The organism is Nocardia sp. NPDC004718, assembly GCF_053601535.1.
This window is the reverse complement of the sequence record NZ_JBSGCA010000025.1, coordinates 32,772-55,465: the sequence shown is the minus strand read 5'-3', so window position 1 is coordinate 55,465 and position 22,694 is coordinate 32,772. Positions and strand designations below refer to the sequence as shown.

Here is a 22,694-nt window from a genome sequence, read left to right as displayed (position 1 = left end):
AATACCACTGTGGCGGCTGACATCACATGCCAGGCCTTCCGTTCGCCACACACGCACGGTCGACCGATCAGCAAATATCGCGCACGGGGAGCTAGCGTGAAGTGGTGGACCTGCATGACTTGATCGCCGCGCTCCCCGACGGCGCGGTGCTCACCGACGCCGACCTGCTGGCGAGCTACCGCCAGGACTGGGCGCGCGATCCGGGCGCGGGCACCGCCCTGGCCGTGGTGCGTGCCACCAGCACCGACGACGTGGCCGCGACGCTGCGGTGGGCCGGCGCGCATCGCGTCCCGGTGATTCCGCGCGGGGCCGGATCCGGGTTGTCCGGCGGCGCGACGGCCGTCGACGGTGCGATCGTGCTGACCACCGAGCGGATGCGGGAAATCTCCGTCGACCCGGTGACCCGGACCGCCGTGGTGCAGCCCGGCCTGCTGAACGCCGAGGTCAAGCGCGCGGTCGCGGAGCACGGGCTGTGGTACCCGCCGGACCCGTCGTCGTTCGAGATCTGCTCGATCGGCGGCAACGCCGCGACCAACGCGGGCGGCCTGTGCTGTGTGAAGTACGGCGTCACCACCGACTACGTGCTCGGCATGCAGGTCGTGCTCGCCGACGGCACCGTCGTGCGGCTCGGCGGTCCGCGTTTGAAGGATTCGGCCGGGCTGTCGCTGACGAAGCTGTTCGTCGGGAGCGAGGGCACCCTGGGGGTGATCACCGAGCTGACGCTTCGGCTGCTGCCCGCCCAACCGCCGCAGAGCACGGTCGTCGCCAGTTTCGCCACGCTCACCGCCGCCACCGAGGCCATCCTGACCATCACCGGCGAACTGCGGCCGTCGATGCTCGAGTTCATGGACTCGGTGTCGATCAACGCCGTGGAGGACGAGCTGCGGATGGGGTTGGACCGGAATGCGGCCGCGCTGCTGGTCGCGCGCTCCGACGCACCCGGCGAATTCGCCAGGCGCGAGGCCGAGATCATGGCGGCGGCCTGCGAGAAGGCAGGCGCGACAGAGGTTTTCCACACCGAGGACCCGGCCGAAGGTGAAGCGTTCACGGCCGCCCGACGTCTGGCGATCCCGGCCGTGGAAAAGCTCGGGCCGCTGCTGCTCGAGGACGTCGGCGTTCCGCTGCCCCGGCTCGGCGACTTGGTGAGCGGCGTCGCCGAAATCGCCGCGCGCAACGAGGTCACAGTGTCGGTGATCGCGCACGCGGGCGACGGCAACACCCACCCGCTGATCGTGCACGACCCCGCCGACGCCGACCACACCGCGCGAGCGAACCGCGCCTTCGGCGAGATCATGGATCTCGCCATCGCCCTCGGCGGCACCATCACCGGTGAACACGGCGTCGGACGATTGAAGAAGGCATGGCTGCCCGACCAACTCGGCCCCGACGTCATGGCCCTGACCCGCCGCATCAAGGACGCCCTCGACCCCGACGGCATCCTCAACCCCGGCACGATCCTGTGACCACCGCGACGGAACATTCCCCACGCACAAGGAGTTCTACCCCGACATGACGACCAGGCTCGAACACAACGTCGCCGATACCCGCTTCGAGATCTACATCGACGACACCCTAGCCGGGTACGCCGACTACGCCGAACGCGAAAACCCCAAGGTCCGCGACTTCCACCACACCCTGACCTTCCCCGAATTCCGAGGCCGAGGAGTCGCCGCCCAGGTCGTCGAATACGCCCTCGCCGACTCCCGCGCCGCAGGCTTCTCGGTCATCCCCACCTGCTGGTACGTAGAGCAGTACATCACCCAACACAGCGAATACGCCGACTTGGTGAAGTAAACACACCCAAGCGCCGCGAGTGGCACACCACCGAGAGGTCTACTCGCGTTTTGCCACAGCCATGTGCCACTCGCGAAAGTGTGCCAGCGGGCTGATGGTGGGTTCAGGGTCGCTTGAAGTCGCCGCCGGTGATGCCAGTGGTGAAGGTGTTCCACTCGCCGGGCGTGAAGACCAGCGCTGGGCCGGTCGGGTTCTTCGAGTCGCGTACGCCGACCAAGCCTTCGCCGAGAAAAGCAACCTCCACGCACTCCTTACCGGCCTGGCTACGGCTGCTTTTGAACCACTTCGCCTGGGAAAGAATGGTCTTCACGGCTTCATACTCCCGTGCTATCTGTTGGAGCAGGTTGTAGAGCTATCCGGGTCCAGCGCCGCACGTTCGCTCGCTTCACGGGCATTCGTATACGCCGCGTGCTATCCCAGCGGTGAAAGCGTCCCACTCGCCAGGCGAGAACATAAGCGCTGGACCGGCCGGGTTCTTGGAATCCCGCACGCCGACATGGCCTCTCGAGAGAAAGGCGACTTCGACACATGCTTTGTCAGCCCCGCTGTAGCTGCTCTTGAACCACTTCGCCTCGGAGAGATCGGTATTCACGGTGCATACTCCCTTGCTATCTGCCGGAGCAGGTTCTTGCTCTGATCCGGGTCCAGCGCCGCGCTTTCGAACCGCCGGTAGGCATCGAGATACCGGTTCACAGCGCTGTGCTTCTCCAGGTACAAATCGCCCGTGAAGCTCTCAACGTAGACAACTGTAGGCTCCTTCGGCTGTCGCTTGCTGTCACCCCCCGACTTCAAGATCACGAATGGCCCTACGGCCACACCCATGGGAAATCCGGCCGAGAACGGGAGCACGCGGATCGTGACGTTGGGCAGCCCCATGAGGTCCACCAGATGGCGGAGCTGGGCCGACATGATGCGCTCATCACCGACCATCCCGCGTAGCACCGACTCTCGAAGAATCGCATTCACAGTGACGGGTTTCGTTTTGCGTGTGATCAGCGATTGGCGCTTCGCTTGAACGTGTCCATCATCCGCTACGGCGGCATGATCGCGCTGCCGAGCCCTGCCGACCGAGGGACCAAGTTCCGCGCGTGGATACTACGCCCGGACACGGCATTTCGCCCTTCCGGCTGCGTGGTCGTCGCGGCGATCCGCCATTGCGTGGCCGCGAAGCTCGCGCGCGGTCGACGGGTGATCGCATATGCCTGACCGCGCAGTCTCCCCGATCCCGTCGGAGCCGGATGTGCACCTGTCGGTGTTCTGGCACGGAGCCCGCCTGGACTTCGTCGCCTGCGTAACGGCCGCATGCCTTTTCGTCCAGGAATGGCGCGCCCGGTACTGGCACGACGCAGTGGAAGTATCCACAGACACCACCGACGACTACCCCAGACTCCCGTGCGAACGCCTCTACCTGGAGCCCTGACAGCGCCCCACCGACGTCGCCCCGGCAAAGTCCGCGACATGCGTCCACGAGTGGCACACCAGCGAGAGGGTCACTCGCGTTTTGCCGCAACCATGTGCCACTCGTGGCTGCATCGCTTCGAGAGAGGGGGCGCGCCTGGGATGGGGCCGACTCTGGGCCTGGCGAAGCGCAGGCATCGGGACGTCCCGGTGATCCGGGTTTCAGGTGCGCACCTATTTGGTGCCGTCGAGCCGACAGCGGGCGCGCGGTGTGATCGACAGGATGTTCGGGCGGCTTATGCCTCGACGTCTCGAGAGACGGTTTCGGGCGCGCCCGAACATCCGGCGATCTACCACAACCTCACTTGAGCAGGGCGCGGCTCATCACCAGGCGCTGGATCTGGTTGGTGCCCTCGTAGATCTGGGTGATCTTGGCGTCACGCATCATCCGCTCCACCGGGAAGTCGGTGGTGTAACCGGCGCCACCGAACAGCTGGACGGCGTTGGTGGTGACTTCCATGGCGACGTCGGAGGCGAAGCACTTGGCGGCGGCGGAGATGAAGCCGAGGTTCTTCTCGCCGCGCTCGGCGCGGGCGGCCGAGGTGTACACCATGAGGCGGGCGGCCTCGATCTTCATCGCCATGTCGGCGAGCATGAACTGGGTGTTCTGGAAGTCGGCGATCGACTTGCCGAACTGCTTACGGTCCTTGGTGTAGGCGATGGCCGCGTCCAGCGCGCCCTGGGCCAGGCCGACGGCCTGCGCGCCGATGGTGGGGCGAGTGTGGTCGAGGGTCTGCAGCGCGGTCTTGAAGCCGGTGCCCGGCTCGCCGACGATGCGGTCACCCGGCACCCGGCAGTTCTCGAAGTACAGCTCGGCGGTGGGCGAGCCCTTGATGCCGAGCTTGTGCTCCAGCGGGCCGACCACGAAGCCCTCGTCGTCCTTGTGCACCAGGAAGGCCGAGATGCCGTTGGCGCCCTTGTCCGCGTCGGTCACCGCCATCACGGTGTACCAGGAGGACTTGCCGCCGTTGGTGATCCAGCACTTGGAGCCGTTGATGATCCAGTCGTCACCCTCCTGCTTGGCCCGGGTGCGCATGCCTGCCGCGTCGGAGCCCGCCTCGCGCTCGGACAGCGCGTAGGAGGCCATCTCGCCGTTGACGATGTCCGGCAGCACCTTCTGCTTCAGCTCCTCGGAGCCGTTCAGGATCAGGCCCATGGTGCCGAGCTTGTTGACGGCGGGGATCAGCGAGGACGAACCGCAGACGCGCGCGACCTCTTCGATCACGATGCAGGTGGCCACCGAGTCGGCGCCCTGGCCGCCGTAGGCCTCGGGGACGTGCACGGCGTTGAAGCCGGAGGCGTTGAGCGCGGTCAGCGCCTCCTCCGGGAAGCGGGAGTTGCCGTCGACGTCCTTCGCGTGCGGGGCGATCTCCTTCTCCGCGAGGGCGCGGATCGCTTCGCGTAGTTCGTCGTGGAAGTCCTCGAGCTTGAACAGGTCGAAATCGGGGTTTCCCGCCATGGGGCCTTCACTCCTGATCGTCGGTGGTCGGCGCCGCTTTCCGTCGAACAAAAGCAGCATCTCGGCACTCAGTGCCATATATGAATCGAGTATACCCATATGGACGCCGATTACGTGGGGAGATGACGTGGCACTCAGTGTCAGATCGGTCGCACTTCGATCCGGTTCACAGGTTGCCGAGCTTGCGGACCAGCAGGTCCGCGATCTGCTTCGGCGCGATGTCACGGGGAAACACCGCGACGACCAGCTCGTCCGCGCTCGCGGTACGCCCGGCGCCGCGCGGGATGGCGGCCAGCTCCATCCGCAGGTCCGCGGCGCCCGCGTCCGACTCGCCGCGCACCATGCGGCGCAGGAGATAGTTGTGCGTCGCCGTCACCGCGGCGGTGAACTGCACCCGGGCCAGATCGGGAACGTCGGGCAGCCGCTCACGCAGGTAGTCGGTGAACAACCGTTCATAGCGGAACACCGTGACGATCTCGCGCTCCCGCAGCGCGGGCACCCGCCGGACCACCTGGTAACGCCGCGCCGCGATCTCCCGCCACTGCGTGAACCGCTCGAACACCTGCACCACCGCCGAGCACACCGCCTCCCACGGGTCCTCTCGCGAGGCGGCGAGGAACTCCTCCGCTTGTGCCAGCTGGGACTCGTGGTCGGCGAAGATCACGTCCTCTTTCGACCGGAACTGCCGGAAGAACGTGCGCCGGGAGATGCCGGCCGCCTCCGCGATCTCGTCGACGGTCGTCGCCTCGTACCCCTTCTCGGCGAACAACCGCAGCGCCTGATCCACCACCGTGAGCCGAAAATGCGCGGTTTCGTCGCCTCCCCGCGTCCGAGCGATATCCCCTGTAGTCACGACCTCACACCGTAGTCAGCGGCCGAGAGCGCGAGTCCCCGACACCGGAAGCTTTCGCGGTCCGCCGCCGTATCACCAGGTCGATGGGGCTCGACCGCAGTGGCCGCGTCTCGGCGAGACCGACCGTGCTCCCAACCGGCGTTGCCGCGATCGTCGCGGTGACCAGGGCGCGCGCCGCGCGTTATACCGCAACGGCGGCCGTGCCGGAATCCCGGCCGATCGCGTTGTTCGAGCCGATCTCGGCATAGCGGGTGAGATAACGCAGCACCGACTCGAGCGAGGACCCCGTCGCCGACGTGGCGACCGTGATGGCTCCGATGCTGCCGTGGTTCGGTCCTTGATGTGTCGGTGAACACGCTGATCGACCCCCCGTTCATTCGCGCGCAGCCGATCAGCGTGCACAAGCATCGACCGCATGCCCTTCGTCTGGTCAGCTCCCGAGGGTTGCCGACATGTCGGCCGGCGTTGCGGCACCTCGAAGTCCCGCCGCGCCGATGGCGGCACGGCGCGCGCGCAGCCCGCTGACCAGGCACAGCGTGAGGCCGAGCGCGAGCCAGGCCAGCAGGACGAGGACGGCCTGGGTGGCTCCGCGACCGTCGAAGAAGGCGGTGGAGCGCAGCAACCGGCCACCGGCACCGGGCGGCAGGAGCCTGCCGAGCGCGCCGGACCAGCCGGGCAGCATTTCGGGTGCGGTCGCGGTACCCGAGAGCGGGTTACCGATGAGCATCATGATCACGGCGCCGATTCCGATCCCGGCGTAGCCGAGCAGCGCCTCCAGCCCGAGAACAGCCGAAGCGGTGGCCGCGATGGACAGAGCGACGGCGCCGGAGTTGGCGAGGTAGGAACCGCTGAGCGAGCCGAGCCAGAACTGCAGGATCGCAGCGACGGCCAGGCCACCGGTGATCGCGAAGGCGAGCGCTCCGGTAACCCGACGGGCGGTGCCGCGCACCAGCCGGGTCAGCAGCACCGCGGCCAGCAGACCACCCATGACCAGGGGCAGTGCGCCTGCCGCCAAGCCCGCGCCGCGCGGGTCGTCGGCGGGCAGGGCGGCGAGGTCGCGGACCGCCGTGCCGGGCTTCCCCTCCTGCGCGAGGCCGCTCGCGATGCCCTGCAAAGTCTGGGCGACCGCGGTGCTCGCGGCGGAGGCGACGATTACCTCGGGAGCACCGGAGCCGAGGTCGATCGCCCCGTACACCCGCCGGTCACGAATCAGCGTTTCCGCGGCCGCGGTGTCGGGGACCTCGGTGATCTCGAAGCCGCCCGGCAGCCGTTGCTCGAGTGCCGTGCGGATCTGGGCGACCGCGGTGGCCGGACCGGCGACGGCGATCGGCACATCGTGTACCGATGACCGCGCCGACGGCCAGGCGAAGGCGATGAGCAGCACGCTGACGATCGCCGTGAGCAGGGCGACCGCTCCGGCCACTGTCGGCCATCGCGACGGGAAAGTGTCGGCGAGCGGGGCTCGCGTGGTCATGTCTACTCCTCGAACGGTGGGGTCGGTGTTCATCGCAGGGTGAGCGGGGTCTGCGAATCGACGTGGGTCAGTTTCTGCGGGTTGCGCACGTAGTAGAGGCCGGTGATACGGGTGTCCTCGACGCGCATCGCGAGGACGCCGTCCAGTTCCCCGTCCATGCGCAGAGCCAGCGCGGGGCTGCCGTTGACCGTGGTCGATTCGACGGTGAGCGCGACATCGTTCTTGGTGAGGCCGCCGACGATGAAGCGGGCCACCTTTTCGGCGCCCAGGACCGGCCGTGGCGTGGCCTGTTTGATACCTCCGCCGTCGCTGATGGCGATGACGTCGGGGGCGAGCACGTCGAGCAGTCCTCGCACGTCACGCGTCTCGAGCGCGCGCCGGAACGCCTCGGCGGCCGCCTCGGCCTGGCGCGCGGTGACCGATCGGCGCGGACGACGGGCTTCGACGTGGCGGCGGGCGCGGTGGGCGATCTGGTGGACGGCGGCGGGCGTCTTGTCGACCGCGGCCGCGATCTCGTCGTAGCCGAACCCGAATGCTTCGCGCAGCACGAACACCGCACGTTCGGTCGGTGTCAATGTCTCGAGCACGAGCATCAGCGCCATCGACACGCTTTCGGCGAGCTCGACGTCGGCGGCCACATCCGGTGTGGTGAGCAGCGGCTCCGGCAGCCAGGAGCCCACGTATGCCTCCCTGCGGCGCTTCACCGAGCGCAGCCGGTTGAGCGCTTGCCGGGTGGTGATCCGGACCAGGTAGGCGCGCGGCTCGGTGACCTGCGCCGCGTCGACGCCGACCCAGCGCATCCAGGTCTCCTGCAAGACATCGTCGGCGTCGGCCACCGAACCGAGCATTTCGTAGGCGACGGTGAACAGCAGGTTGCGGTGGGCGAGGAACGTTTCGGTCGCCACGGCGGTGGCGTGGTCACCACTGTCGCGTTGCGCACCGGCTCCACTGGTTGCTTCCATGAGGTCCTCTTCTATCGGTAGTTCGATCCGGCTCATCGGAAGGTCGGAACACGGACCCGGCGCTCGCCGCCGCTCGCAGTTCGGCGGATCGCCGAGGTCACGCGGGTGCGGCGGCGAGAAACGACGCCGCCACACCCGGCCCGGTCGAAGTGGTTCGCCCGGCGACCTCCTGCGGCGCTGCTACGCAACCTGTTCGGCGGCGGCCGGCGCGCCGCCACGCTGAGCCTGCAGCAGTTGGGGGCGGTGCTTGCCGTCCTTGGGCCAGTGATGCGAGCCGGGCTTGCGCGCTTCGTTCACCAAGTGCTTCACGCTGGAGAGGCAGGCGAACTCCTTGAGCTTCTTGCCCGCGAGACCGCTGAAGTACAGCGGCATCGCGGTGTCGTCCTTGTGGCCGAGCTGGAAGATCCCGGTGTTGCGGCCGAAGCTGATGCACATCGCGGCGAACGACATGTCGATCGGCTCCGGGCGCTCACCCGCGATCCGGTTGAGAACGGTGTCGGCGGCGTGCGCGCCGAGGCACCCCGCGGCATAGGCGCTCATCCGGAACGGCAGGTTCGATGGCGCCGCCGAATCCCCGGCCGCCACGATGCGCTCGTCGTCGACGCTGGTCAGCGTCTCATCGGTGAGCAGCCGCCCCGCCGCGTCCGTGCTCAGCCCGCTGCGGGCGGCCAGATCCGGCACCCCGAACCCGGCGGTCCAGATGGTCACCCGACTCGCCAACCTACGGCCGTCACCGAGTTCCACGGCCTCCCGCGTCACCGCCGTGACCGCCGCATCCGGGCCCTCCAGCACGGTGACCCCCAACTTGGCGAGGTACTTGCGGGCAGTGCGCCGGGCCCTCGGGTGCAAGTACGGGCCGACCACGCCACCGCACACCAACGTGACCGCGCGACCCCGCTCCGCCAGCTCCGCAGCGGTCTCGATGCCCGTCGGACCACCCCCGACGACCGTCACCGCCGCCGTCATCGGCGTGTCGAAAAGCACCGACCGCAACCGCTGCGCCGCCTCCAAAGTCGCGATCGGATAAGCGAACTCGTCCACGCCCGGCACCCGCGAACCCGCGTTGCCGCTACCCACCGCGTAGACCAGGTAGTCATAGGCGACCGTGCCACCCTCGGCCAACGTCACGCTGCGCCCGGCCGCGTCGATTCGCGCCACGCCGTCGACCACCAGCCGGACCCCCTCGGCCAGCACTTCGGTGTAGTCGACGACCGCATCGTGCGTCCCGCCCACCAACTGATGCAGACGCAACCGCGGCACGAACAACGAGCGCGGATTGATCACCGTCACCCGCACGTCCGCACGCTGCGTCAAGCGATTGGCCGCCATCACACCGGCATACCCGCCACCGATCACGACCACATCGATCTTCTTGCTCATGGTGTCTCCTTGCTCCGAGAGGCTCGAGCACAAGACACCGCATCTCCGAACATCCTGACATCCTGTGACACAGATCACTATCCCAGCGCCGCCGGGTGCGCACCGGCATCGCGGGGGCTGGCCGCAGATCCGCGGCACCGCCCAGTGACTCGGTTGCGATGCCTGAAGCACGTTTCGAATATTTTGATTAATTCGTATACTGCGATTAGGAGGTGATCAGCGTGGCGAACATCCGAGACGCAAAGCGCGCCGAGCCAGGAGCGATCGACGCCGATGTCGCAGCTCGGGCCATGCGTCGGATCAAGGACTATCTGATGCGGCACCCCGGCGAGCAGACCATCGAGGTGGCCCCTGAGCATCCGGGCGATGACGCCTTGGTGCTGCCCCGCCAGGCCGTGAGCATGTTGGCATTCATCCTGGCGCAGGCGGCCGAGGGACGCGGTGTCACCGTCGTGCCCTCGCATGCCGAACTCACTACGCAGCAGGCGGCGGACATGCTGAACGTGTCGCGCCCCTACGTCGTGACGCTGCTGGAAACAGGCGAGATTCCCTTTCGCCTGGTCGGGCGTCACCGTCGGATCCGATACGACGACTTGAAGCAGTACCAGCGGCGAACCGAGGCCAAAAGCCGAGCCGCGATGGACGAATTGGCGGAAATCAGCCGAGATCTCGGCATCTGACCACGGCCGCTACAACGCGGCTTCCAGCTCGACGCGATGCTCGGTGACCCACCGGTGTGCGGCGTGAATGCGTTCAGGAACGCCGGCCGCGCGAAGGCGCACCATGGCGGGTTCGCCTGCCTCCGCGGCGGTTTCGATGCCATGCCGACAGCGCTCCTGCCACCACAACGCCGTATCGACGAGTTCGGCGCGCTCACCGGTTCCGTAGGCGTCGCACATCAGGCGCAGCAGGCTGGCGGTTGCGGAGAGATCGCCGACACCAGGGCCCAGGTCGAGAAACTGCCAGCAGGCAAGCCCGAGATCGTGGATACGGCGGCCGGGCGCGGCGAGGTCCCAGTCCAGGAATGCCACGGGCCGTATGCCATCACGGTCCTGCCGGTAGACGGTGTTCCTCGGCGAGAGATCGTTGTGACAGACCACCTCTGCCTCTCCGGCGAGGTCGGTACCCGCGGTGAGATCGTGGAACTCGCGGATCAGCTCAGCCACCCGCGCCAAGGCCGCGCGCGAGCCGGTCGACGCCGGACGGAGTCCATCGATCGGCACGTGCCCATCGAGGTAGGTGAGGATTTCGCGCCCGCGCTCATCCATGCCCAGCAAGCGAGGGGCGCCCGCCCAGCCGGATCGCTCGAACCACACGAGCAGCCCATGTACGAAGTCGGCACGCGCGGCAGGACGGCGGAGAACCGTATCGCCGACTCGCACCACGGCATTGACCGAGCCCCCACGCAAAGGGACCTCGCGCACCGTTCGCCGCTCAGCCCAGCAGTTTGGTGCGCAGCGCGTCGTCCTTTTCCAGCACCATTTGCTCGAGCCCGGCTTGGAACTGTTCCATGCGGGTGCGCAGGGACGGGTCGTGGGCGGCGAGGATGCGGGCGGCGAGCAGGCCCGCGTTGCGCGCGCCGCCGATGGAGACGGTGGCCACCGGCACGCCCGCCGGCATCTGGACGATGGACAGCAGCGAGTCCATGCCGTCCAGGTACTTGAGCGGGACCGGCACGCCGATCACCGGCAGCGGAGTGGCGGAGGCGACCATACCGGGCAGGTGCGCCGCGCCCCCGGCGCCGGCGATGATCACCTTCAGCCCGCGACCCGCCGCCGAACGCGCGTAGTCGAGCATGCGCTGCGGCGTGCGGTGCGCCGAGACGACGCCCACCTCGAAGCGGACCCCGAACTCGGCCAGCGCCTCCGCGGCGGCCTCCATGGTCGGCCAGTCCGAGTCGCTGCCCATGATCAGGCCGACCGCGGGGGCGATGGCCAGTTCCTCACTCATGCGGATCCCATCCGTCGGTCCAAATCGCGTGCGACATCCAATGCGCCGCCCGCTCGGCCTTCTCCCTGACCTCGGCCACGTCGTCGCCGAGGATGTTGACGTGCCCGATCTTGCGGTCGGGACGCTCGCCCTTGCCGTACAGGTGCACCTTCGCCTCCGGGATCCTGGCGAACAGGTGGTGCAGCCGCTCGTCCATCGACATCTCCGGGGCCTGCGGCGCGCCGAGAATGTTCGCCATCACGGTCACCGGCGCCAGCGGCGCGGTGTCGCCGAGCGGGTAGTCGAGCACGGCGCGCAAATGCTGCTCGAACTGCCCCGTGCGGGCGCCGTCCATGCCCCAGTGCCCGGAGTTGTGCGGGCGCATGGCCAGCTCGTTCACCAGCAGCTCGCCGTCGGTGGTCTCGAACAGCTCCACCGCCATGACGCCGACGACGCCGAGGTCCCTGGCGAGATGCAGCGCCATGGTCTCCGCTGCGGCGGCCGTGTCCTCCGGCAGCTCGGGTGCGGGCGCGATGACGACCGCGCACTGCCCTTTGCGCTGCACGGTCTCCACCACCGGCCAGGTCGCCGCCTGCCCGAACGGCGAACGGGCCACCATCGCCGACAGCTCCCGCTTCAGTTCGATCTTCGCCTCCGCCAGCAGCTGGACGCCGCGGGCGAGCTGGTCGGTGACGATCGCCGCTGCCGCGTCGGCGGACTCCGGCATCCAGACGCCGCGCCCGTCGTAGCCGCCGCGTACCGCTTTCAGCACGATCCGCCAGCCGTGCTCGTCGCCGAAGCGCACCGCGTCCTCGACCGAGGTCACCGGCGTGAACGCGGGCACGGGCAGCCCCAGCGCGCTCAGCTTGGTGCGCATCGCCAGCTTGTCCTGCGCGTAGACCAGCGCCTGCGGCGGCGGCTGCACGTTGACGCCCTCGGCGACCAGCGCCTCCAGATGCTCGGTCGGCACGTGCTCGTGGTCGAAGGTCAGCGCGTGCGAGCCGACCGCCGCCTTGCGCAGTGCGGTCAGGTCGGTATGGCTGCCGAGCACCACCTCGGGGCTGACCTGGGCGGCCGGGTCCTCGGGGTTCTCGGCGAGCACGCGCAGCCGCTGGCCCAGCGCGATCGCCGCCTGGTGGGTCATGCGCGCCAACTGGCCGCCGCCGATCATGGTGACGGTGGGCATGGCCGAAGGATCGAAGGAACGTGCGCTCACGTCGGACAATATTGTCATGTCCGGCGCAAATGACAGCGACCGGTACACTCCGGTCTTGTGTCATTCGTCGACGACGTGGTCAGCGTCCTCCCCAAGCCGCTGCAAGATATCGCGTACCGGCAGCGGGAATTGATCAAGTTCGCGATCGTCGGCGCGACCACGTTCGTGATCGACAGCGGCATCTTCTACATACTCAAGTGGACGGTGCTCGCGGAGAAACCGGTCACGGCCAAGATCATTTCCGGCGTCATCGCCGTGATCGCGTCCTACATCCTGAACCGGGAATGGTCGTTCAAGAATCGCGGCGGGCGGGAACGTCATCACGAAGCGCTGCTGTTCTTCGCCGTCAGCGGCGTCGGCGTCGTCCTCGCCTTCACCCCGCTGTGGATTTCCAGCTACGTCTTCGACCTGCGCCAGCCCAACGTGAGCTTCACGGTCGAGAACGTCGCCGACTTCATCAGCGCGTTCATCATCGGCAATCTGCTGCAGATGGCGTTCCGTTTCTGGTCGATGCGCCGATGGGTCTTCCCCGACGAAATGAGCGAACTCGAAGCGGAATTCGTCGACCTCGTGGAAGAGGAACTCGGCCGCGGCTGAGTCAGCGCGGCTCGGCCACCACCGCGTTGGCCGGACGGGCCTTCGACCCGAGGAACACCGCGAACAGCGCGGGCCTGCGCCGCTGTAATTCCAGCCGTCCGCCGTCGGCCTCGACCAGCGCCCGCGCGAGCGCCAGCCCGACACCGGTGGACCCGCCCGCCGAGAAACCGCGGTCGAAGATGTGCGGCGCCAGCTCGTCGCGCACTCCGTGGCCTTCGTCGGCCACCTCGACACACACCAGCGGCTCGCGATCGGCTCCCGGCCGCACCGAGCGCACCGACACCGTGCAGGTCCCGCCGCCGTGCATGAGCGCGTTGTCCACCAGCACCGCCACCGCCTCGCGCAACCGCGAACCCGTGATCGGGGCGCGCAACGACTCGTCGCCGGTGAGCGTCAGCGACCGGCCCGCCTCGGTGAACGGGTGTTTCCATTCGGCGACGACACCGCGCAGTTCGTCCATCACGGGCACCGGATCGCGGTCGGCCGCGTCCTCGTCGCGGGAGGCGCGGACCAGGTCGTCGATCGCGTCGGTGAGCCGGTCGACCTGAGCCATCGCCTCCTCGGCCTCGTGCACCACCTCCGGGTCGGCGTGCGCGGACAACTCGTCCAGGCGCAACCGCACGGCGGTCAGCCTGCTGCGCAGCTGATGCGAGACGTCCGCCACCAGGGCGTGTTCGCGCTGGAGTCGTCCGGCGATCTCCACCGTCGCCGAGTCGAGCACGTCGGAGACGCGATCCAGTTCCGCGATGCCGTGCCTGCGCGGATCGGGCCGGAAATCGCCCATGGCCAGCCGCGCCGCGCGCGCCGCGACGTCCCGCAGCGGATCGGCCACCCGCCGGGCGGTGACCACCGCGACCGAGACCGCGGCGCCGAGCGAGGCGAGCACCGCCAGGGCGACCACCGCGACCGCCTGGCGCTGCATGGCGTGCATCGGCGCGGAGGGGACCTCCAGGCGCAGCGATGCGGACTTGCCCATCGACAGCGACTCGACCAACGGATCGGCCACCTGGGCCGAACCGACGTCGCGGCGGGCGGCGTTGTCCTGCCGGGACGGGTAGACGATCGTGAGCTTGCCGTTCTCGGGCACCAGTGGCGCCACAGACCGGATGTCCAGTTCGCCGGGCACCGCGCCGTCGCGTTCCTGCGCGATGATCTCCGCGGCGATCCGGTCCAGCCGGTTCTGCAGGTCGTTGCGCGTGATGTCCTCCACCCACAACCACGCCGTGTAGATCAGCGGCACGCCGAGCACCACCGTGGTGAGGGTCAGCACGGTGAGCATGGAACGCAAGATCCGGCGGCGCACGTCAGTCGGTGTTCAGCCGGAATCCGACACCGCGGACGGTGACGATGCGCCGCTCGGCCATGGGGCCCTCGTCCCCGATCTTGCGGCGCAGCCAGGACATGTGCATGTCCAACGTCTTGGAACCGCGCAACTCCGCGTCGCCCCACACCTCGCGCAGGATGGTCTCGCGCGCCACCACCTGACCGGCCCGGTCGATCAGCACCTTGAGCAGCTCGTATTCCTTGTTGGCCAAACCGATTTCGACGCCGTTGACCAGTACGCGCCGGGCGGCCGGCTCCAGGCGGATGCCGCCCACCTCGACCGTGTCGTCGCCGATTCCGCTGCGCCGCAACAGCGCTCGCACCCGGGCGAGCAACTCGGCGAGCCGGAACGGCTTGCCGACGTAGTCGTCGGCGCCCGCGTCCAGCCCCACCACGAAATCCACCTCGTCGGTGCGCGCGGTGAGCATCAGCACGGCCAGATCCGCACCGCGGGCGCGCACCTGACGGCAGACCTCCAGCCCGTCCATGCCGGGTAGGCCGAGATCGAGAATGAGCAGGTCGTGCCCGCCTTCCAGAGCCCGCTGCAGCACGGCGGGGCCGAAACTCTCGACAGTCACCGAGTAGCCCTCGCGGCCGAGCGCGCGCGACAACGGGGCCGCGATGGCATCGTCGTCCTCGGCCAGCAGTACAGCGGTCATACGCCCAGGTTACGGGCTCACCGGTAGCTGCGGCGGTCGTCCCAGCGCTCGTCGCGCCCGTCCCGATGGCGTTCGACCTCGAACACCTGGTGGTACAGCAGCGAATGCACCTGCTGGACCGCGGGGATGTCGTCGTATTCCAGCGGCTCCGAGGAGGACGACTCGATGATCAACGTCCCGGTGCCGAGCAACCGATCGAACAGCCCGTGCCGGAACTGCACGCTGGAGATCCGGCTCATCGGGATGTCGATGCCGCTGTGGGTGATGACGCCCTGGCGCACCAGCACCCGCCGGTCGGTGACGATGAAATGCGTCGACTTCCAGCTGATAACCGGTACGGCGCAACGCCATAGAAGAATCGCCAGATACACCACGAGCACCGTGACGAGCAGCGCCGAGGCGGTGGTGCCCGTGGCCTTCTGCGAAATGAGTCCCCCTGTGAAACCCGCGAGAGCGGTGGCGACGATCAGCGTCACGATCGGCCAGAAGAGCATCTTCCAATGCGGGTGGCGATGCAGCAGCAACCGTTCGTCGGGCGCCAGCACATCCTCGGGATAACCCATGTCAGGAACACTACCGCGTCAAGATGCCCGAACGGCTGACACCGCAGCGCGTCATGCTGCACAATCGGCACCCTGCGTGTGACTATTCCGCGCAGTGGCTCTCTGTATCGCGCAACGCCCGGCTCACCATCATCGCCGATCCGACCGTGGAGGAACGCGTGACCAAAGACCTGACCCCGCTGCAGATCCTGTCCGAACTCGAACCCGTCGCCGAAGAGAACGTGAATCGGCACCTGTCCATGGCGAAAGACTGGAACCCGCACGATTACGTGCCGTGGAGCCAGGGCCGCAACTTCGCCGCCCTGGGCGGCGTGGATTGGCAACCGGAGCAATCGCACCTCAGTGAGGTCGCCCGGGTCGCGATGATCACCAACCTGCTCACCGAGGACAACCTGCCCTCCTACCACCGGGAGATCGCGCAGAACTTCTCCGAGGACGGACCGTGGGGCACCTGGGTCGACCGCTGGACCGCCGAGGAGAACCGCCACGGCATCGCCATGCGGGACTACCTGGTCGTCACCCGCGCCGTCGATCCGGTCGCCCTGGAGGAGGCCCGGATGATCCACATGAGCAACGGGGTCCGATCGCCGGACGGGTGGGGCGGGTTCCTGGCGAGCGTCGCCTACGTCACCTTCCAGGAACTGGCCACCCGTGTGTCGCATCGCAATACCGGCAAGGCATGCAACGACGCCGTCGCCGATCGCCTGCTCCAGCGCATCGCCGCCGACGAGAACCTGCACATGATCTTCTATCGCTCCCTGTGCGGCGCGGCGCTGGACCTGGTGCCCGACCAGGCGCTGCCCGCGATCACCAGGATCATCACGAACTTCCTGATGCCAGGCGCCGGAATGCCCAATTTCCGCCGCTACGGCGTGCTGATGGCCAAGCACGGCATCTACGACCTGCGCCAGCACCTGGAAGAGGTCGTCGAGCCGGTGCTCAAACAGTGGAACGTCTTCGACCGCTCGGACTTCGGGCCGCGCGGCGAGCAGGCGCGCGACGAACTCGGCACGTTCGTGGAGCAGCTGGGCAAGGACGTGATCAAGTTCGAGGAGCAGCGCGATCGCGCACTCGCCCGGGACGCCGCGCGGGGCGTCGCCGAGCACGTCTGAGGCCGCCGGGAGCGGCTTCAGTACTGGGCGCGCAGATGTGTGACGTCGCCCGCGGACACCGCCTCGCCACCGATGAGCAGGCGGCCGTAGTCGTCGACGCCCTCGGCGATGCCGGTGAGCTGTCGGCCGCCGGGTAGTTCGGCGCGGACCTCCGTGCCGATGGTGGCGCACCGCTCGCGGTAGGCGGCGGCCAGTTCGTCGGTCGCCCAATCCGCGTCGCGCCACGCGGTGAAGCGACGGGCGAACTCGGTCAGCAGCGACCGCACGAGCACCGTGCGGTCCGGCTGCCGCGCACCCGCGATGGTCAGCGACGTGGCGTGCGGCACCGGCAGTTCCTCTTCGGTCAGGCTCACGTTGAGCCCGAGCCCGACCACGACGGCGGGCGCGCCGCCCGCGCTCGCCGCGACCTCGGCCAGGATGCCCGCGACCTTGCGGCCGTCGATCAGCACGTCGTTGGGCCACTTGAGCTCCGCGGCGACGCCCGCCGTGGTCCGCAGCGCGTCGACCACGGCGACGCCGGTGAGCAGCGCCAGCCAGGCGAGCGAGGCGGGGCCGATTCCGGGCAGACGCACCAGCACCGACATCGCCAGTTGCGCTCGGGGCGGGCTGACCCAGGTCCTCGCGTGCCTGCCACGCCCCTGCATTTGGGTTTCCGCCAGCAGAACGACGTGGTCGGCGTCCGGATCGGCCGCCCGCGCGATCAGATCCGCGTTCGTGGACCCGGTCGACTCGACCACGTCGATCCGCGAGAAGAACGACAGTTCCGGCGAGTCGACGGCACTGCGCCGCAACTGCTCTGCATCCAACGGTGGCCTCTGCACACCGGCAGGCTACTCGCCGCGCGGGCGCTATCCGGCCAGGTCGTACCCGGAGACGAGCGGGTCGCGTGCCGCCATGCCCGCGCGGTCGTTCTCCGGCTCGCCCTCGGCGGTCTCGGTCCAGCACTCGGGCTCGCCGTACTTCGGAGCCGTCTCCGTGGTCCGTGTCCACGCCGCGGCGGCAGCGTATTCGGCGAAAGTCCTACCCCATTCCCACATGACGCGCTCCTCCCCTGAGCCGGAAATCTTTCGCCCTCAGGCTATCCGGACCCGACCGGTGGGCGATACTCATTTTCCGCCTCCCCAACGTCGCTACCGACCAGGAAGTTTGCCCCCGAAAATTGATCTAGCTGCGGTTTTCTACTCGCCGGTAGCCCCCGTCTGGGTTAGAGAGACGCACTGGTACTGGTTACACTGCGATGCCATGACGAGTGTCCAGCAGCAGCCCGCATCAGGTTCCGCGGGTTCCCCCGATATCCACACCACCGCCGGGAAGCTGGCTGACCTGCGGAATCGGCTGGAAGAGGCCAAGCACCCGATGGGTGAGGCCGCGGTCGACAAGGTGCACGCGAAGGGCAAGATGACCGCCCGCGAGCGCATCCTCGCCCTGCTGGACGAAGGCTCGTTCGTCGAACTCGACGCCCTGGCCCGCCACCGCAGTGTGAACTTCGGCCTGGAGCACAACCGCCCGCTCGGCGACGGCGTGGTGACCGGTTACGGCACCATCGACGGCCGCGATGTCTGCATCTTCAGCCAGGACGTCACGGTGTTCGGCGGCAGCCTCGGCGAGGTCTACGGCGAGAAGATCGTCAAGGTGATGGATCTGGCCCTGAAGACCGGCCGCCCGCTGATCGGCATCAACGAGGGCGCGGGCGCGCGCATCCAGGAGGGCGTGGTCTCGCTCGGTCTGTACGGCGAGATCTTCCACCGCAACATCCAGGCCTCCGGCGTGATCCCGCAGATCTCGCTGATCATGGGCCCGGCCGCCGGTGGCCACGTGTACTCCCCCGCGCTGACCGACTTCGTCGTGATGGTCGATGGCACCAGCCAGATGTTCGTCACCGGCCCGGACGTCATCAAGACCGTCACCGGCGAGGACGTCACCATGGAGGACCTGGGCGGCGCGCACACGCACATGACCAAGTCCGGCGTGGCGCACTACGTCGCCTCCGGCGAGCAGGACGCCCTGGACTACGTCAAGGACCTGCTGTCCTACCTGCCGAGCAACAACCGGGCCGAGGCGCCGCGCTTCCCGGCAACCGACCCGATCGACGGCGCGATCGAGGACTCGCTCACCGACGAGGACCTCGAGCTGGACACGATCATCCCGGACTCGCCGAACCAGCCCTACGACATGCACGACGTGATCCGTCGCCTGCTCGACGACGACGAGTTCCTGGAGGTGCAGGCCGAGCGCGCGATGAACATCATCGTCGGCTTCGGCCGCATCGACGGCCGCAGCGTCGGCATCGTGGCCAACCAGCCCACCCAGTTCGCGGGCTGCCTGGACATCGACGCCTCGGAGAAGGCCGCCCGCTTCGTGCGCACCTGCGACGCGTTCAACATCCCGATCATCACCCTGGTCGACGTGCCCGGCTTCCTGCCCGGCACCGGGCAGGAGTACAACGGCATCATCCGGCGCGGCGCGAAGCTGCTCTACGCCTACGGTGAGGCCACTGTGGGCAAAATCACGATCATCACGCGCAAGGCCTACGGCGGCGCCTACGACGTCATGGGTTCCAAGCACATGGGCGCCGATGTGAACCTCGCCTGGCCGACCGCCCAGATCGCCGTCATGGGCGCTTCGGGCGCCGTCGGCTTCGTCTACCGCAAGCAGCTCCAGCAGGCCGCCAAAGACGGCGGAGACGTCGATGCGCTGCGGCTCGAGCTCCAGAACGAGTACGAGGACACGCTCGTGAACCCGTACGTCGCCGCCGAACGAGGCTACGTGGACGCGGTCATTCCGCCGTCGCACACCCGCGGCCAGATCGTCTCCGCGCTGCGACTGCTCGAACGCAAGATGGTGACCCTGCCGCCGAAGAAACACGGCAACATCCCGCTGTGATCGAGCGATACCCTCGATAGGCCGCGCACAAAGGGTGGGGCATCGGCCTCGGTAACACTTACGCTGGCGTGTACCGGCTTGTTGCAGAGAAGCAAAGAGTGCGTCCGAGGACGATTGCTTCATCCATAACTTGTCGGAAAACGGGAACAGCCTGATCAGTTCCGCTGATAAGGGCGAAGAGAGGACCTGGCACTGTGACGACCGTGGCAGAAGAAGATGTGTTGAGCGCCGTCGAACTGGATCTCACAGTCGACCCGATCGCCGACGAGGCCGGTGCGTCCGCCGGTTCGACCGCGACAGCGCAATCCGCCGAGGCCACCCCGGAGCCGTTCTTCCGTGTCGTGAAGGGCTCGCCGACCGACGAGGAACTCGCCGCGCTGGTGTGCGTCCTGTCCGCCGCCGCGAACAGCGCCGCGCCGGGCGGGCCCGCAGGCCCGCCCGACCTGTGGGGCCACCCGACGCTGATGCATCGCGGCGCTTCCCCGTTCTCCCCGTACTCCTTCCCACAGCTGTCCCACCTGCGCGGGTGACGCGGCTGATCCTGGCCTCCGCGTCCCCGGCCCGCCGGGAGGTGCTCCGCTCGGCGGGCATCGACCCGATCGTCCGGGTCTCCGCCGTGGACGAGGACGCGGTGGCCGCCGCCCTCCCCGCGGGCACCCCTCCGCAGGGCGTCGTGGTGGAGTTGGCGCGCGCCAAAGCGGCGGCCGTCGCCACCGCGGTTCCGGAGTTCGCCGCCGACTGCGTTGTGGTGGCCTGTGATTCCATGCTGCTCGTGGACGGCGAGTTGCAGGGCAAGCCGCACACCCCCGAGGTGGCCCGCGCGCGCTGGGGCGACATGGCCGGACGCAGCGCCGATCTCGTCACCGGGCACTGCGTGCTGCGGATGCGGGACGGCGGGATCATCGCCGAAGCGGTCGACTGCAGCAGCACCACCGTGCATTTCGCCAAGCCCGAGCCGGACGAGCTGGACGCCTACATCGCGACCGGCGAGCCGCTCCAGGTGGCGGGCGCGTTCACCCTCGACGGGCTCGGCGGCTGGTTCGTCGACCGCATCGATGGCGACCCGTCCAGCGTCATCGGCATCGGGCTACCACTGCTGCGCCGACTGCTTGGCGATGTTGGGATCGGCGTTACGCAACTGTGGGGCCACACGGCCTGACGGCGTGGTGAACGCCTCGGCGTCACCGCCGGGCACCTTCGCGGTCTCCTGGGCCTCGGCGCGCTGCGCCGCGATGAGTTCCAGACGGGCCACGCACAGCTCCGGCTCCACGAACGGATGCATCCGCACGTCGATGGTCCCCTGCGCGCCGCCCCGGCGAAGGACGTCTTCGAGCAGCCCAAGGTGCACACCGCAGACCACTTCGGAATGCGTTCGCGCGAGTTCGCGCAGCGGACACGCCGTCAGCCGGATCAGCACCTTCCCCTCGTTCTCCGCGGAAGAGTCGCGCTCGGGCGCGAAACCCAGTTCCGACATCAACGTCATCGTGAGATCCTTGGCGTCCTCCAGCGACTCGACCCGATGGTCACCGACGTCGAGCCTGCTGCCCCAAGCGCGGCCCGCCGCGTTCGCCGCCTCCGCCCTGCGCCGGGGATCCGGGCCGAGCTGGTCGGCGAGCACCTGGGCGAGATCCTGGTAGCCCACCGATCGCTGCACCGCGCTGTATCCGATGCGCGGTCGCCCGCGGCCACGCGGCGGCTGCTGGAACTGCCGGACGAGGGATTCCCTGGTGAGCACATCCAGATGGAACCGGACCGTGGTGACGTGCTGTCCGGTGATTCTGGCCAGTTCCTGGGCGTCGAGAGGCTCGCTGGCGCCACGTAGGATCGCGAGCAGTCGCCGCCGCGGCCAAGAATCGGACATAGCTCACCCCTCCTCCCGGGAGACTTTATCGGATGTAGGTGCCCTTTATTCGGCCCTCATCCGATTTGTGATCTGAAACGAGAGCCACTGTCGCCTCACACCTACCATCGCTGTGAGGCCTCGAACCGCTGCCACCGCCGTCCACCCATGCGTGAAGGACCCAAACACCGTGCCCGTCGCTCCGGACCCTCATCCCTCGCTCGGTTCCTACGCACACCCACACCGACTAGTAACCACGGAGTGGCTGTCGGCAAACATAGGCGCGCGGGGACTCAAGATCATCGAGGCCAACGAGGACACGCTGCTCTACGACATCGGGCACGTTCCGGGCGCCACCAAACTGGATTGGCGAAGCGATCTGAACGATCCGGTCACGCGCGACTATATCGACGGAACGCGATTCACCGAACTGATGCGCGCGAAAGGTATAGATCGTGACGACACGGTTGTGATCTACGGGGATCGCGGGAACACGCAGGCGGCGCACGCGGCATGGGTGTTCACCCTGTTCGGGCACGAGGACGTGCGCCTGCTCGACGGCGGCCGCGCGGCGTGGATCTCCGAAGGGCGCGACACGACCTTCGAACCCGACTACCCGGTGCGCAGCGGCTATCCGGCTGTGCGCCGGGACGACAGCACCTTCCGCGCCTTCCGCGAGGACGTGCTCGCCCACCTCGGCAAACCGGCGCTCGACGTGCGCTCGGCCGAGGAGTACTCCGGCGCGGATGTGCGCCAACCGGCCAACCCCGAGGACGCGGCATTGCGCGGCGGCCATATTCCCAGCGCGTCGAACATCCCGTGGTCCGAGGCGCTCACCGCCGACGGGCGTTTCCGCTCCCGCACCGAACTCGACGACGTCTACCGCGCGTTGGCCGGCGCGGACGAGGTGATCGTCTACAGTCGAGTCGGCGCGCGATCCGCTCACAGCTGGTTCGTCCTGACCTACTTGCTCGGGCGCCGCGGCGTACGCAACTACGACGGGTCGTGGACCGAGTGGGGCAACTCGGTGCGCATGCCGATCGCCACGGGGGAAGAACCCGGCGAGGTGCCCGCGCGCGGCGGGTCGCGACGCACGCGGAGCAGGTAGGCGGGGCGCGGTCCCAAACACAGGACGCGTACGTTGTGATCCGCGACCTACTGTTCAGTAGGACTAGCCGAGTTCGGCGACTGT

The 22,694-nt window shown here is 68.2% G+C and carries 29 protein-coding genes; 12 read left to right on the top strand and 17 right to left on the bottom strand.

Annotated features, from left to right (window positions below; translation table 11 throughout):
- The first annotated feature begins 104 nt into the window (after positions 1–104).
- Positions 105–1,463, top strand: coding sequence for an FAD-binding oxidoreductase (locus ACWEH3_RS20195; RefSeq protein ID WP_450016412.1), 1,359 nt, complete (start codon positions 105–107; stop codon positions 1,461–1,463).
- A gap of 46 nt (positions 1,464–1,509) precedes the next feature.
- Positions 1,510–1,794, top strand: a complete 285-nt coding sequence (locus ACWEH3_RS20190; protein ID WP_397280147.1) for a GNAT family N-acetyltransferase — start codon at positions 1,510–1,512, stop codon at positions 1,792–1,794.
- 103 nt (positions 1,795–1,897) lie between these two features.
- Here the strand turns inward: ACWEH3_RS20190 and ACWEH3_RS20185 are convergent, their stop codons facing one another.
- The 3 genes from ACWEH3_RS20185 to ACWEH3_RS20175 form a co-directional block, all read right to left on the bottom strand.
- Positions 1,898–2,104 (bottom strand): DUF397 domain-containing protein, encoded by a 207-nt coding sequence (locus ACWEH3_RS20185; RefSeq protein WP_450016415.1) that lies wholly within the window; start codon positions 2,102–2,104, stop codon positions 1,898–1,900.
- Positions 2,105–2,179: 75 nt separating this feature from the next.
- Positions 2,180–2,386 carry a DUF397 domain-containing protein gene (locus ACWEH3_RS20180; RefSeq protein ID WP_450016417.1) on the bottom strand — a complete coding sequence of 69 codons (207 nt, stop codon included), beginning with the start codon at positions 2,384–2,386 and terminating at the stop codon, positions 2,180–2,182.
- The gene (locus tag ACWEH3_RS20175; RefSeq protein ID WP_450016505.1) at positions 2,383–2,790 is read right to left on the bottom strand and encodes a DUF5753 domain-containing protein; all 408 of its coding nucleotides are present in this window, start codon (positions 2,788–2,790) and stop codon (positions 2,383–2,385) included. The genes ACWEH3_RS20180 and ACWEH3_RS20175 overlap by 4 nt, the downstream gene beginning before the upstream one ends.
- Positions 2,791–2,805: 15 nt before the next feature.
- Between ACWEH3_RS20175 and ACWEH3_RS20170 the strand changes: the two genes are divergently transcribed.
- Both ACWEH3_RS20170 and ACWEH3_RS20165 read left to right on the top strand, forming a co-directional pair.
- Positions 2,806–3,000, top strand: a complete 195-nt coding sequence (locus ACWEH3_RS20170) for a hypothetical protein (protein ID WP_450016419.1) — start codon at positions 2,806–2,808, stop codon at positions 2,998–3,000.
- On the top strand, positions 2,993–3,214 hold the full coding sequence (locus ACWEH3_RS20165) for a hypothetical protein (protein ID WP_450016421.1): 222 nt from the start codon (positions 2,993–2,995) through the stop codon (positions 3,212–3,214). Before ACWEH3_RS20170 ends, ACWEH3_RS20165 begins: the two co-directional genes overlap by 8 nt.
- Before the next feature lie 339 nt (positions 3,215–3,553).
- On the opposite strand, the gene ACWEH3_RS20160 is transcribed toward ACWEH3_RS20165, so the two are convergent.
- Together ACWEH3_RS20160 and ACWEH3_RS20155 are read right to left on the bottom strand one after the other, a co-directional pair.
- A complete protein-coding gene (locus ACWEH3_RS20160) occupies positions 3,554–4,711 on the bottom strand; it encodes an acyl-CoA dehydrogenase (protein ID WP_355073573.1) in 1,158 nt (385 codons plus the stop codon).
- 166 nt (positions 4,712–4,877) lie between these two features.
- Complete coding sequence (locus tag ACWEH3_RS20155) at positions 4,878–5,564, bottom strand: TetR family transcriptional regulator (protein ID WP_450016423.1); 687 nt, start codon at positions 5,562–5,564, stop codon at positions 4,878–4,880.
- Between the two features lie 83 nt (positions 5,565–5,647).
- On the opposite strand from ACWEH3_RS20155, the gene ACWEH3_RS20150 reads away from it, so the two are divergent.
- Positions 5,648–5,812 (top strand): hypothetical protein, encoded by a 165-nt coding sequence (locus ACWEH3_RS20150; RefSeq protein WP_450016425.1) that lies wholly within the window; start codon positions 5,648–5,650, stop codon positions 5,810–5,812.
- Positions 5,813–5,994: 182 nt separating this feature from the next.
- Here ACWEH3_RS20150 and ACWEH3_RS20145 read toward each other — a convergent pair whose 3' ends face one another.
- The 3 genes from ACWEH3_RS20145 to ACWEH3_RS20135 form a co-directional block, all read right to left on the bottom strand.
- Positions 5,995–7,038 (bottom strand): hypothetical protein, encoded by a 1,044-nt coding sequence (locus tag ACWEH3_RS20145; protein WP_450016427.1) that lies wholly within the window; start codon positions 7,036–7,038, stop codon positions 5,995–5,997.
- A 29-nt stretch (positions 7,039–7,067) separates the two neighbouring features.
- Positions 7,068–8,000, bottom strand: a complete 933-nt coding sequence (locus tag ACWEH3_RS20140; protein ID WP_450016429.1) for an RNA polymerase sigma-70 factor — start codon at positions 7,998–8,000, stop codon at positions 7,068–7,070.
- 180 nt (positions 8,001–8,180) lie between these two features.
- A complete protein-coding gene (locus tag ACWEH3_RS20135) occupies positions 8,181–9,380 on the bottom strand; it encodes an NAD(P)/FAD-dependent oxidoreductase (RefSeq protein WP_450016431.1) in 1,200 nt (399 codons plus the stop codon).
- A gap of 212 nt (positions 9,381–9,592) precedes the next feature.
- On the opposite strand from ACWEH3_RS20135, the gene ACWEH3_RS20130 reads away from it, so the two are divergent.
- A complete protein-coding gene (locus ACWEH3_RS20130; RefSeq protein ID WP_450016433.1) occupies positions 9,593–10,060 on the top strand; it encodes a helix-turn-helix domain-containing protein in 468 nt (155 codons plus the stop codon).
- A gap of 9 nt (positions 10,061–10,069) precedes the next feature.
- Here the strand turns inward: ACWEH3_RS20130 and ACWEH3_RS20125 are convergent, their stop codons facing one another.
- From ACWEH3_RS20125 to ACWEH3_RS20115, 3 genes are all read right to left on the bottom strand, one after another.
- A complete protein-coding gene (locus tag ACWEH3_RS20125; protein WP_450016435.1) occupies positions 10,070–10,648 on the bottom strand; it encodes a phosphotransferase in 579 nt (192 codons plus the stop codon).
- Positions 10,649–10,814: 166 nt separating this feature from the next.
- Positions 10,815–11,330, bottom strand: coding sequence for a 5-(carboxyamino)imidazole ribonucleotide mutase (purE, locus tag ACWEH3_RS20120; RefSeq protein ID WP_450016437.1), 516 nt, complete (start codon positions 11,328–11,330; stop codon positions 10,815–10,817).
- Positions 11,323–12,543, bottom strand: coding sequence for a 5-(carboxyamino)imidazole ribonucleotide synthase (locus ACWEH3_RS20115; protein ID WP_450016439.1), 1,221 nt, complete (start codon positions 12,541–12,543; stop codon positions 11,323–11,325). Before ACWEH3_RS20115 ends, purE begins: the two co-directional genes overlap by 8 nt.
- Positions 12,544–12,582: 39 nt before the next feature.
- Between ACWEH3_RS20115 and ACWEH3_RS20110 the strand changes: the two genes are divergently transcribed.
- On the top strand, positions 12,583–13,122 hold the full coding sequence (locus tag ACWEH3_RS20110) for a GtrA family protein (RefSeq protein WP_355073560.1): 540 nt from the start codon (positions 12,583–12,585) through the stop codon (positions 13,120–13,122).
- Position 13,123: 1 nt separating this feature from the next.
- Here ACWEH3_RS20110 and ACWEH3_RS20105 read toward each other — a convergent pair whose 3' ends face one another.
- The 3 genes from ACWEH3_RS20105 to ACWEH3_RS20095 are packed head-to-tail and all read right to left on the bottom strand — an operon-like array spanning position 13,124 to position 15,667.
- Positions 13,124–14,425, bottom strand: coding sequence for a sensor histidine kinase (locus ACWEH3_RS20105; protein WP_450016441.1), 1,302 nt, complete (start codon positions 14,423–14,425; stop codon positions 13,124–13,126).
- Position 14,426: 1 nt separating this feature from the next.
- Positions 14,427–15,104, bottom strand: coding sequence for a response regulator transcription factor (locus ACWEH3_RS20100; protein ID WP_040865082.1), 678 nt, complete (start codon positions 15,102–15,104; stop codon positions 14,427–14,429).
- 17 nt (positions 15,105–15,121) lie between these two features.
- A complete protein-coding gene (locus tag ACWEH3_RS20095; RefSeq protein ID WP_450016444.1) occupies positions 15,122–15,667 on the bottom strand; it encodes a PH domain-containing protein in 546 nt (181 codons plus the stop codon).
- 158 nt (positions 15,668–15,825) lie between these two features.
- On the opposite strand from ACWEH3_RS20095, the gene ACWEH3_RS20090 reads away from it, so the two are divergent.
- Positions 15,826–16,779: an acyl-ACP desaturase gene (locus tag ACWEH3_RS20090; RefSeq protein ID WP_450016507.1), complete on the top strand. Its 954-nt coding sequence runs from the start codon at positions 15,826–15,828 to the stop codon at positions 16,777–16,779.
- 17 nt (positions 16,780–16,796) lie between these two features.
- On the opposite strand, the gene ACWEH3_RS20085 is transcribed toward ACWEH3_RS20090, so the two are convergent.
- Both ACWEH3_RS20085 and ACWEH3_RS20080 read right to left on the bottom strand, forming a co-directional pair.
- Complete coding sequence (locus ACWEH3_RS20085) at positions 16,797–17,600, bottom strand: biotin--[acetyl-CoA-carboxylase] ligase (RefSeq protein WP_450016446.1); 804 nt, start codon at positions 17,598–17,600, stop codon at positions 16,797–16,799.
- Between the two features lie 27 nt (positions 17,601–17,627).
- Positions 17,628–17,816, bottom strand: a complete 189-nt coding sequence (locus ACWEH3_RS20080; RefSeq protein ID WP_356964601.1) for a hypothetical protein — start codon at positions 17,814–17,816, stop codon at positions 17,628–17,630.
- Positions 17,817–18,021: 205 nt separating this feature from the next.
- Between ACWEH3_RS20080 and ACWEH3_RS20075 the strand changes: the two genes are divergently transcribed.
- The 3 genes from ACWEH3_RS20075 (at position 18,022) to ACWEH3_RS20065 (ending at position 20,821) form a co-directional block, all read left to right on the top strand.
- Positions 18,022–19,662 carry an acyl-CoA carboxylase subunit beta gene (locus ACWEH3_RS20075; RefSeq protein ID WP_450016448.1) on the top strand — a complete coding sequence of 547 codons (1,641 nt, stop codon included), beginning with the start codon at positions 18,022–18,024 and terminating at the stop codon, positions 19,660–19,662.
- Between the two features lie 203 nt (positions 19,663–19,865).
- Positions 19,866–20,192, top strand: coding sequence for an acyl-CoA carboxylase subunit epsilon (locus tag ACWEH3_RS20070; protein ID WP_450016450.1), 327 nt, complete (start codon positions 19,866–19,868; stop codon positions 20,190–20,192).
- Positions 20,189–20,821, top strand: a complete 633-nt coding sequence (locus tag ACWEH3_RS20065) for a nucleoside triphosphate pyrophosphatase (RefSeq protein WP_450016452.1) — start codon at positions 20,189–20,191, stop codon at positions 20,819–20,821. The genes ACWEH3_RS20070 and ACWEH3_RS20065 overlap by 4 nt, the downstream gene beginning before the upstream one ends.
- Here ACWEH3_RS20065 and ACWEH3_RS20060 read toward each other — a convergent pair.
- A complete protein-coding gene (locus ACWEH3_RS20060; RefSeq protein WP_450016454.1) occupies positions 20,750–21,523 on the bottom strand; it encodes a helix-turn-helix transcriptional regulator in 774 nt (257 codons plus the stop codon). The genes ACWEH3_RS20065 and ACWEH3_RS20060 overlap by 72 nt on opposite strands.
- 169 nt (positions 21,524–21,692) lie before the next feature.
- Between ACWEH3_RS20060 and ACWEH3_RS20055 the strand changes: the two genes are divergently transcribed.
- Positions 21,693–22,610: a sulfurtransferase gene (locus ACWEH3_RS20055; RefSeq protein ID WP_450016456.1), complete on the top strand. Its 918-nt coding sequence runs from the start codon at positions 21,693–21,695 to the stop codon at positions 22,608–22,610.
- Positions 22,611–22,694 lie beyond the last annotated feature (84 nt).

Bases quoted from the DNA above. Each gene is read 5' to 3' on its own strand.
- ACWEH3_RS20190 (WP_397280147.1), top strand. From the start codon at position 1,510: ATGACGACCAGGCTCGAACACAACGTCGCCGATACCCGCTTCGAGATC.
- ACWEH3_RS20165 (WP_450016421.1), top strand. From the start codon at position 2,993: ATGCCTGACCGCGCAGTCTCCCCGATCCCGTCGGAGCCGGATGTGCAC.
- ACWEH3_RS20160 (WP_355073573.1), bottom strand. From the start codon at position 4,711: ATGGCGGGAAACCCCGATTTCGACCTGTTCAAGCTCGAGGACTTCCAC.
- ACWEH3_RS20150 (WP_450016425.1), top strand. From the start codon at position 5,648: ATGGGGCTCGACCGCAGTGGCCGCGTCTCGGCGAGACCGACCGTGCTC.
- ACWEH3_RS20145 (WP_450016427.1), bottom strand. From the start codon at position 7,038: ATGACCACGCGAGCCCCGCTCGCCGACACTTTCCCGTCGCGATGGCCG.
- ACWEH3_RS20140 (WP_450016429.1), bottom strand. From the start codon at position 8,000: ATGGAAGCAACCAGTGGAGCCGGTGCGCAACGCGACAGTGGTGACCAC.
- ACWEH3_RS20135 (WP_450016431.1), bottom strand. From the start codon at position 9,380: ATGAGCAAGAAGATCGATGTGGTCGTGATCGGTGGCGGGTATGCCGGT.
- ACWEH3_RS20125 (WP_450016435.1), bottom strand. From the start codon at position 10,648: ATGGATGAGCGCGGGCGCGAAATCCTCACCTACCTCGATGGGCACGTG.
- purE (WP_450016437.1), bottom strand. From the start codon at position 11,330: ATGAGTGAGGAACTGGCCATCGCCCCCGCGGTCGGCCTGATCATGGGC.
- ACWEH3_RS20115 (WP_450016439.1), bottom strand. From the start codon at position 12,543: ATGACAATATTGTCCGACGTGAGCGCACGTTCCTTCGATCCTTCGGCC.
- ACWEH3_RS20100 (WP_040865082.1), bottom strand. From the start codon at position 15,104: ATGACCGCTGTACTGCTGGCCGAGGACGACGATGCCATCGCGGCCCCG.
- ACWEH3_RS20095 (WP_450016444.1), bottom strand. From the start codon at position 15,667: ATGGGTTATCCCGAGGATGTGCTGGCGCCCGACGAACGGTTGCTGCTG.
- ACWEH3_RS20080 (WP_356964601.1), bottom strand. From the start codon at position 17,816: ATGTGGGAATGGGGTAGGACTTTCGCCGAATACGCTGCCGCCGCGGCG.
- ACWEH3_RS20075 (WP_450016448.1), top strand. From the start codon at position 18,022: ATGACGAGTGTCCAGCAGCAGCCCGCATCAGGTTCCGCGGGTTCCCCC.
- ACWEH3_RS20060 (WP_450016454.1), bottom strand. From the start codon at position 21,523: ATGTCCGATTCTTGGCCGCGGCGGCGACTGCTCGCGATCCTACGTGGC.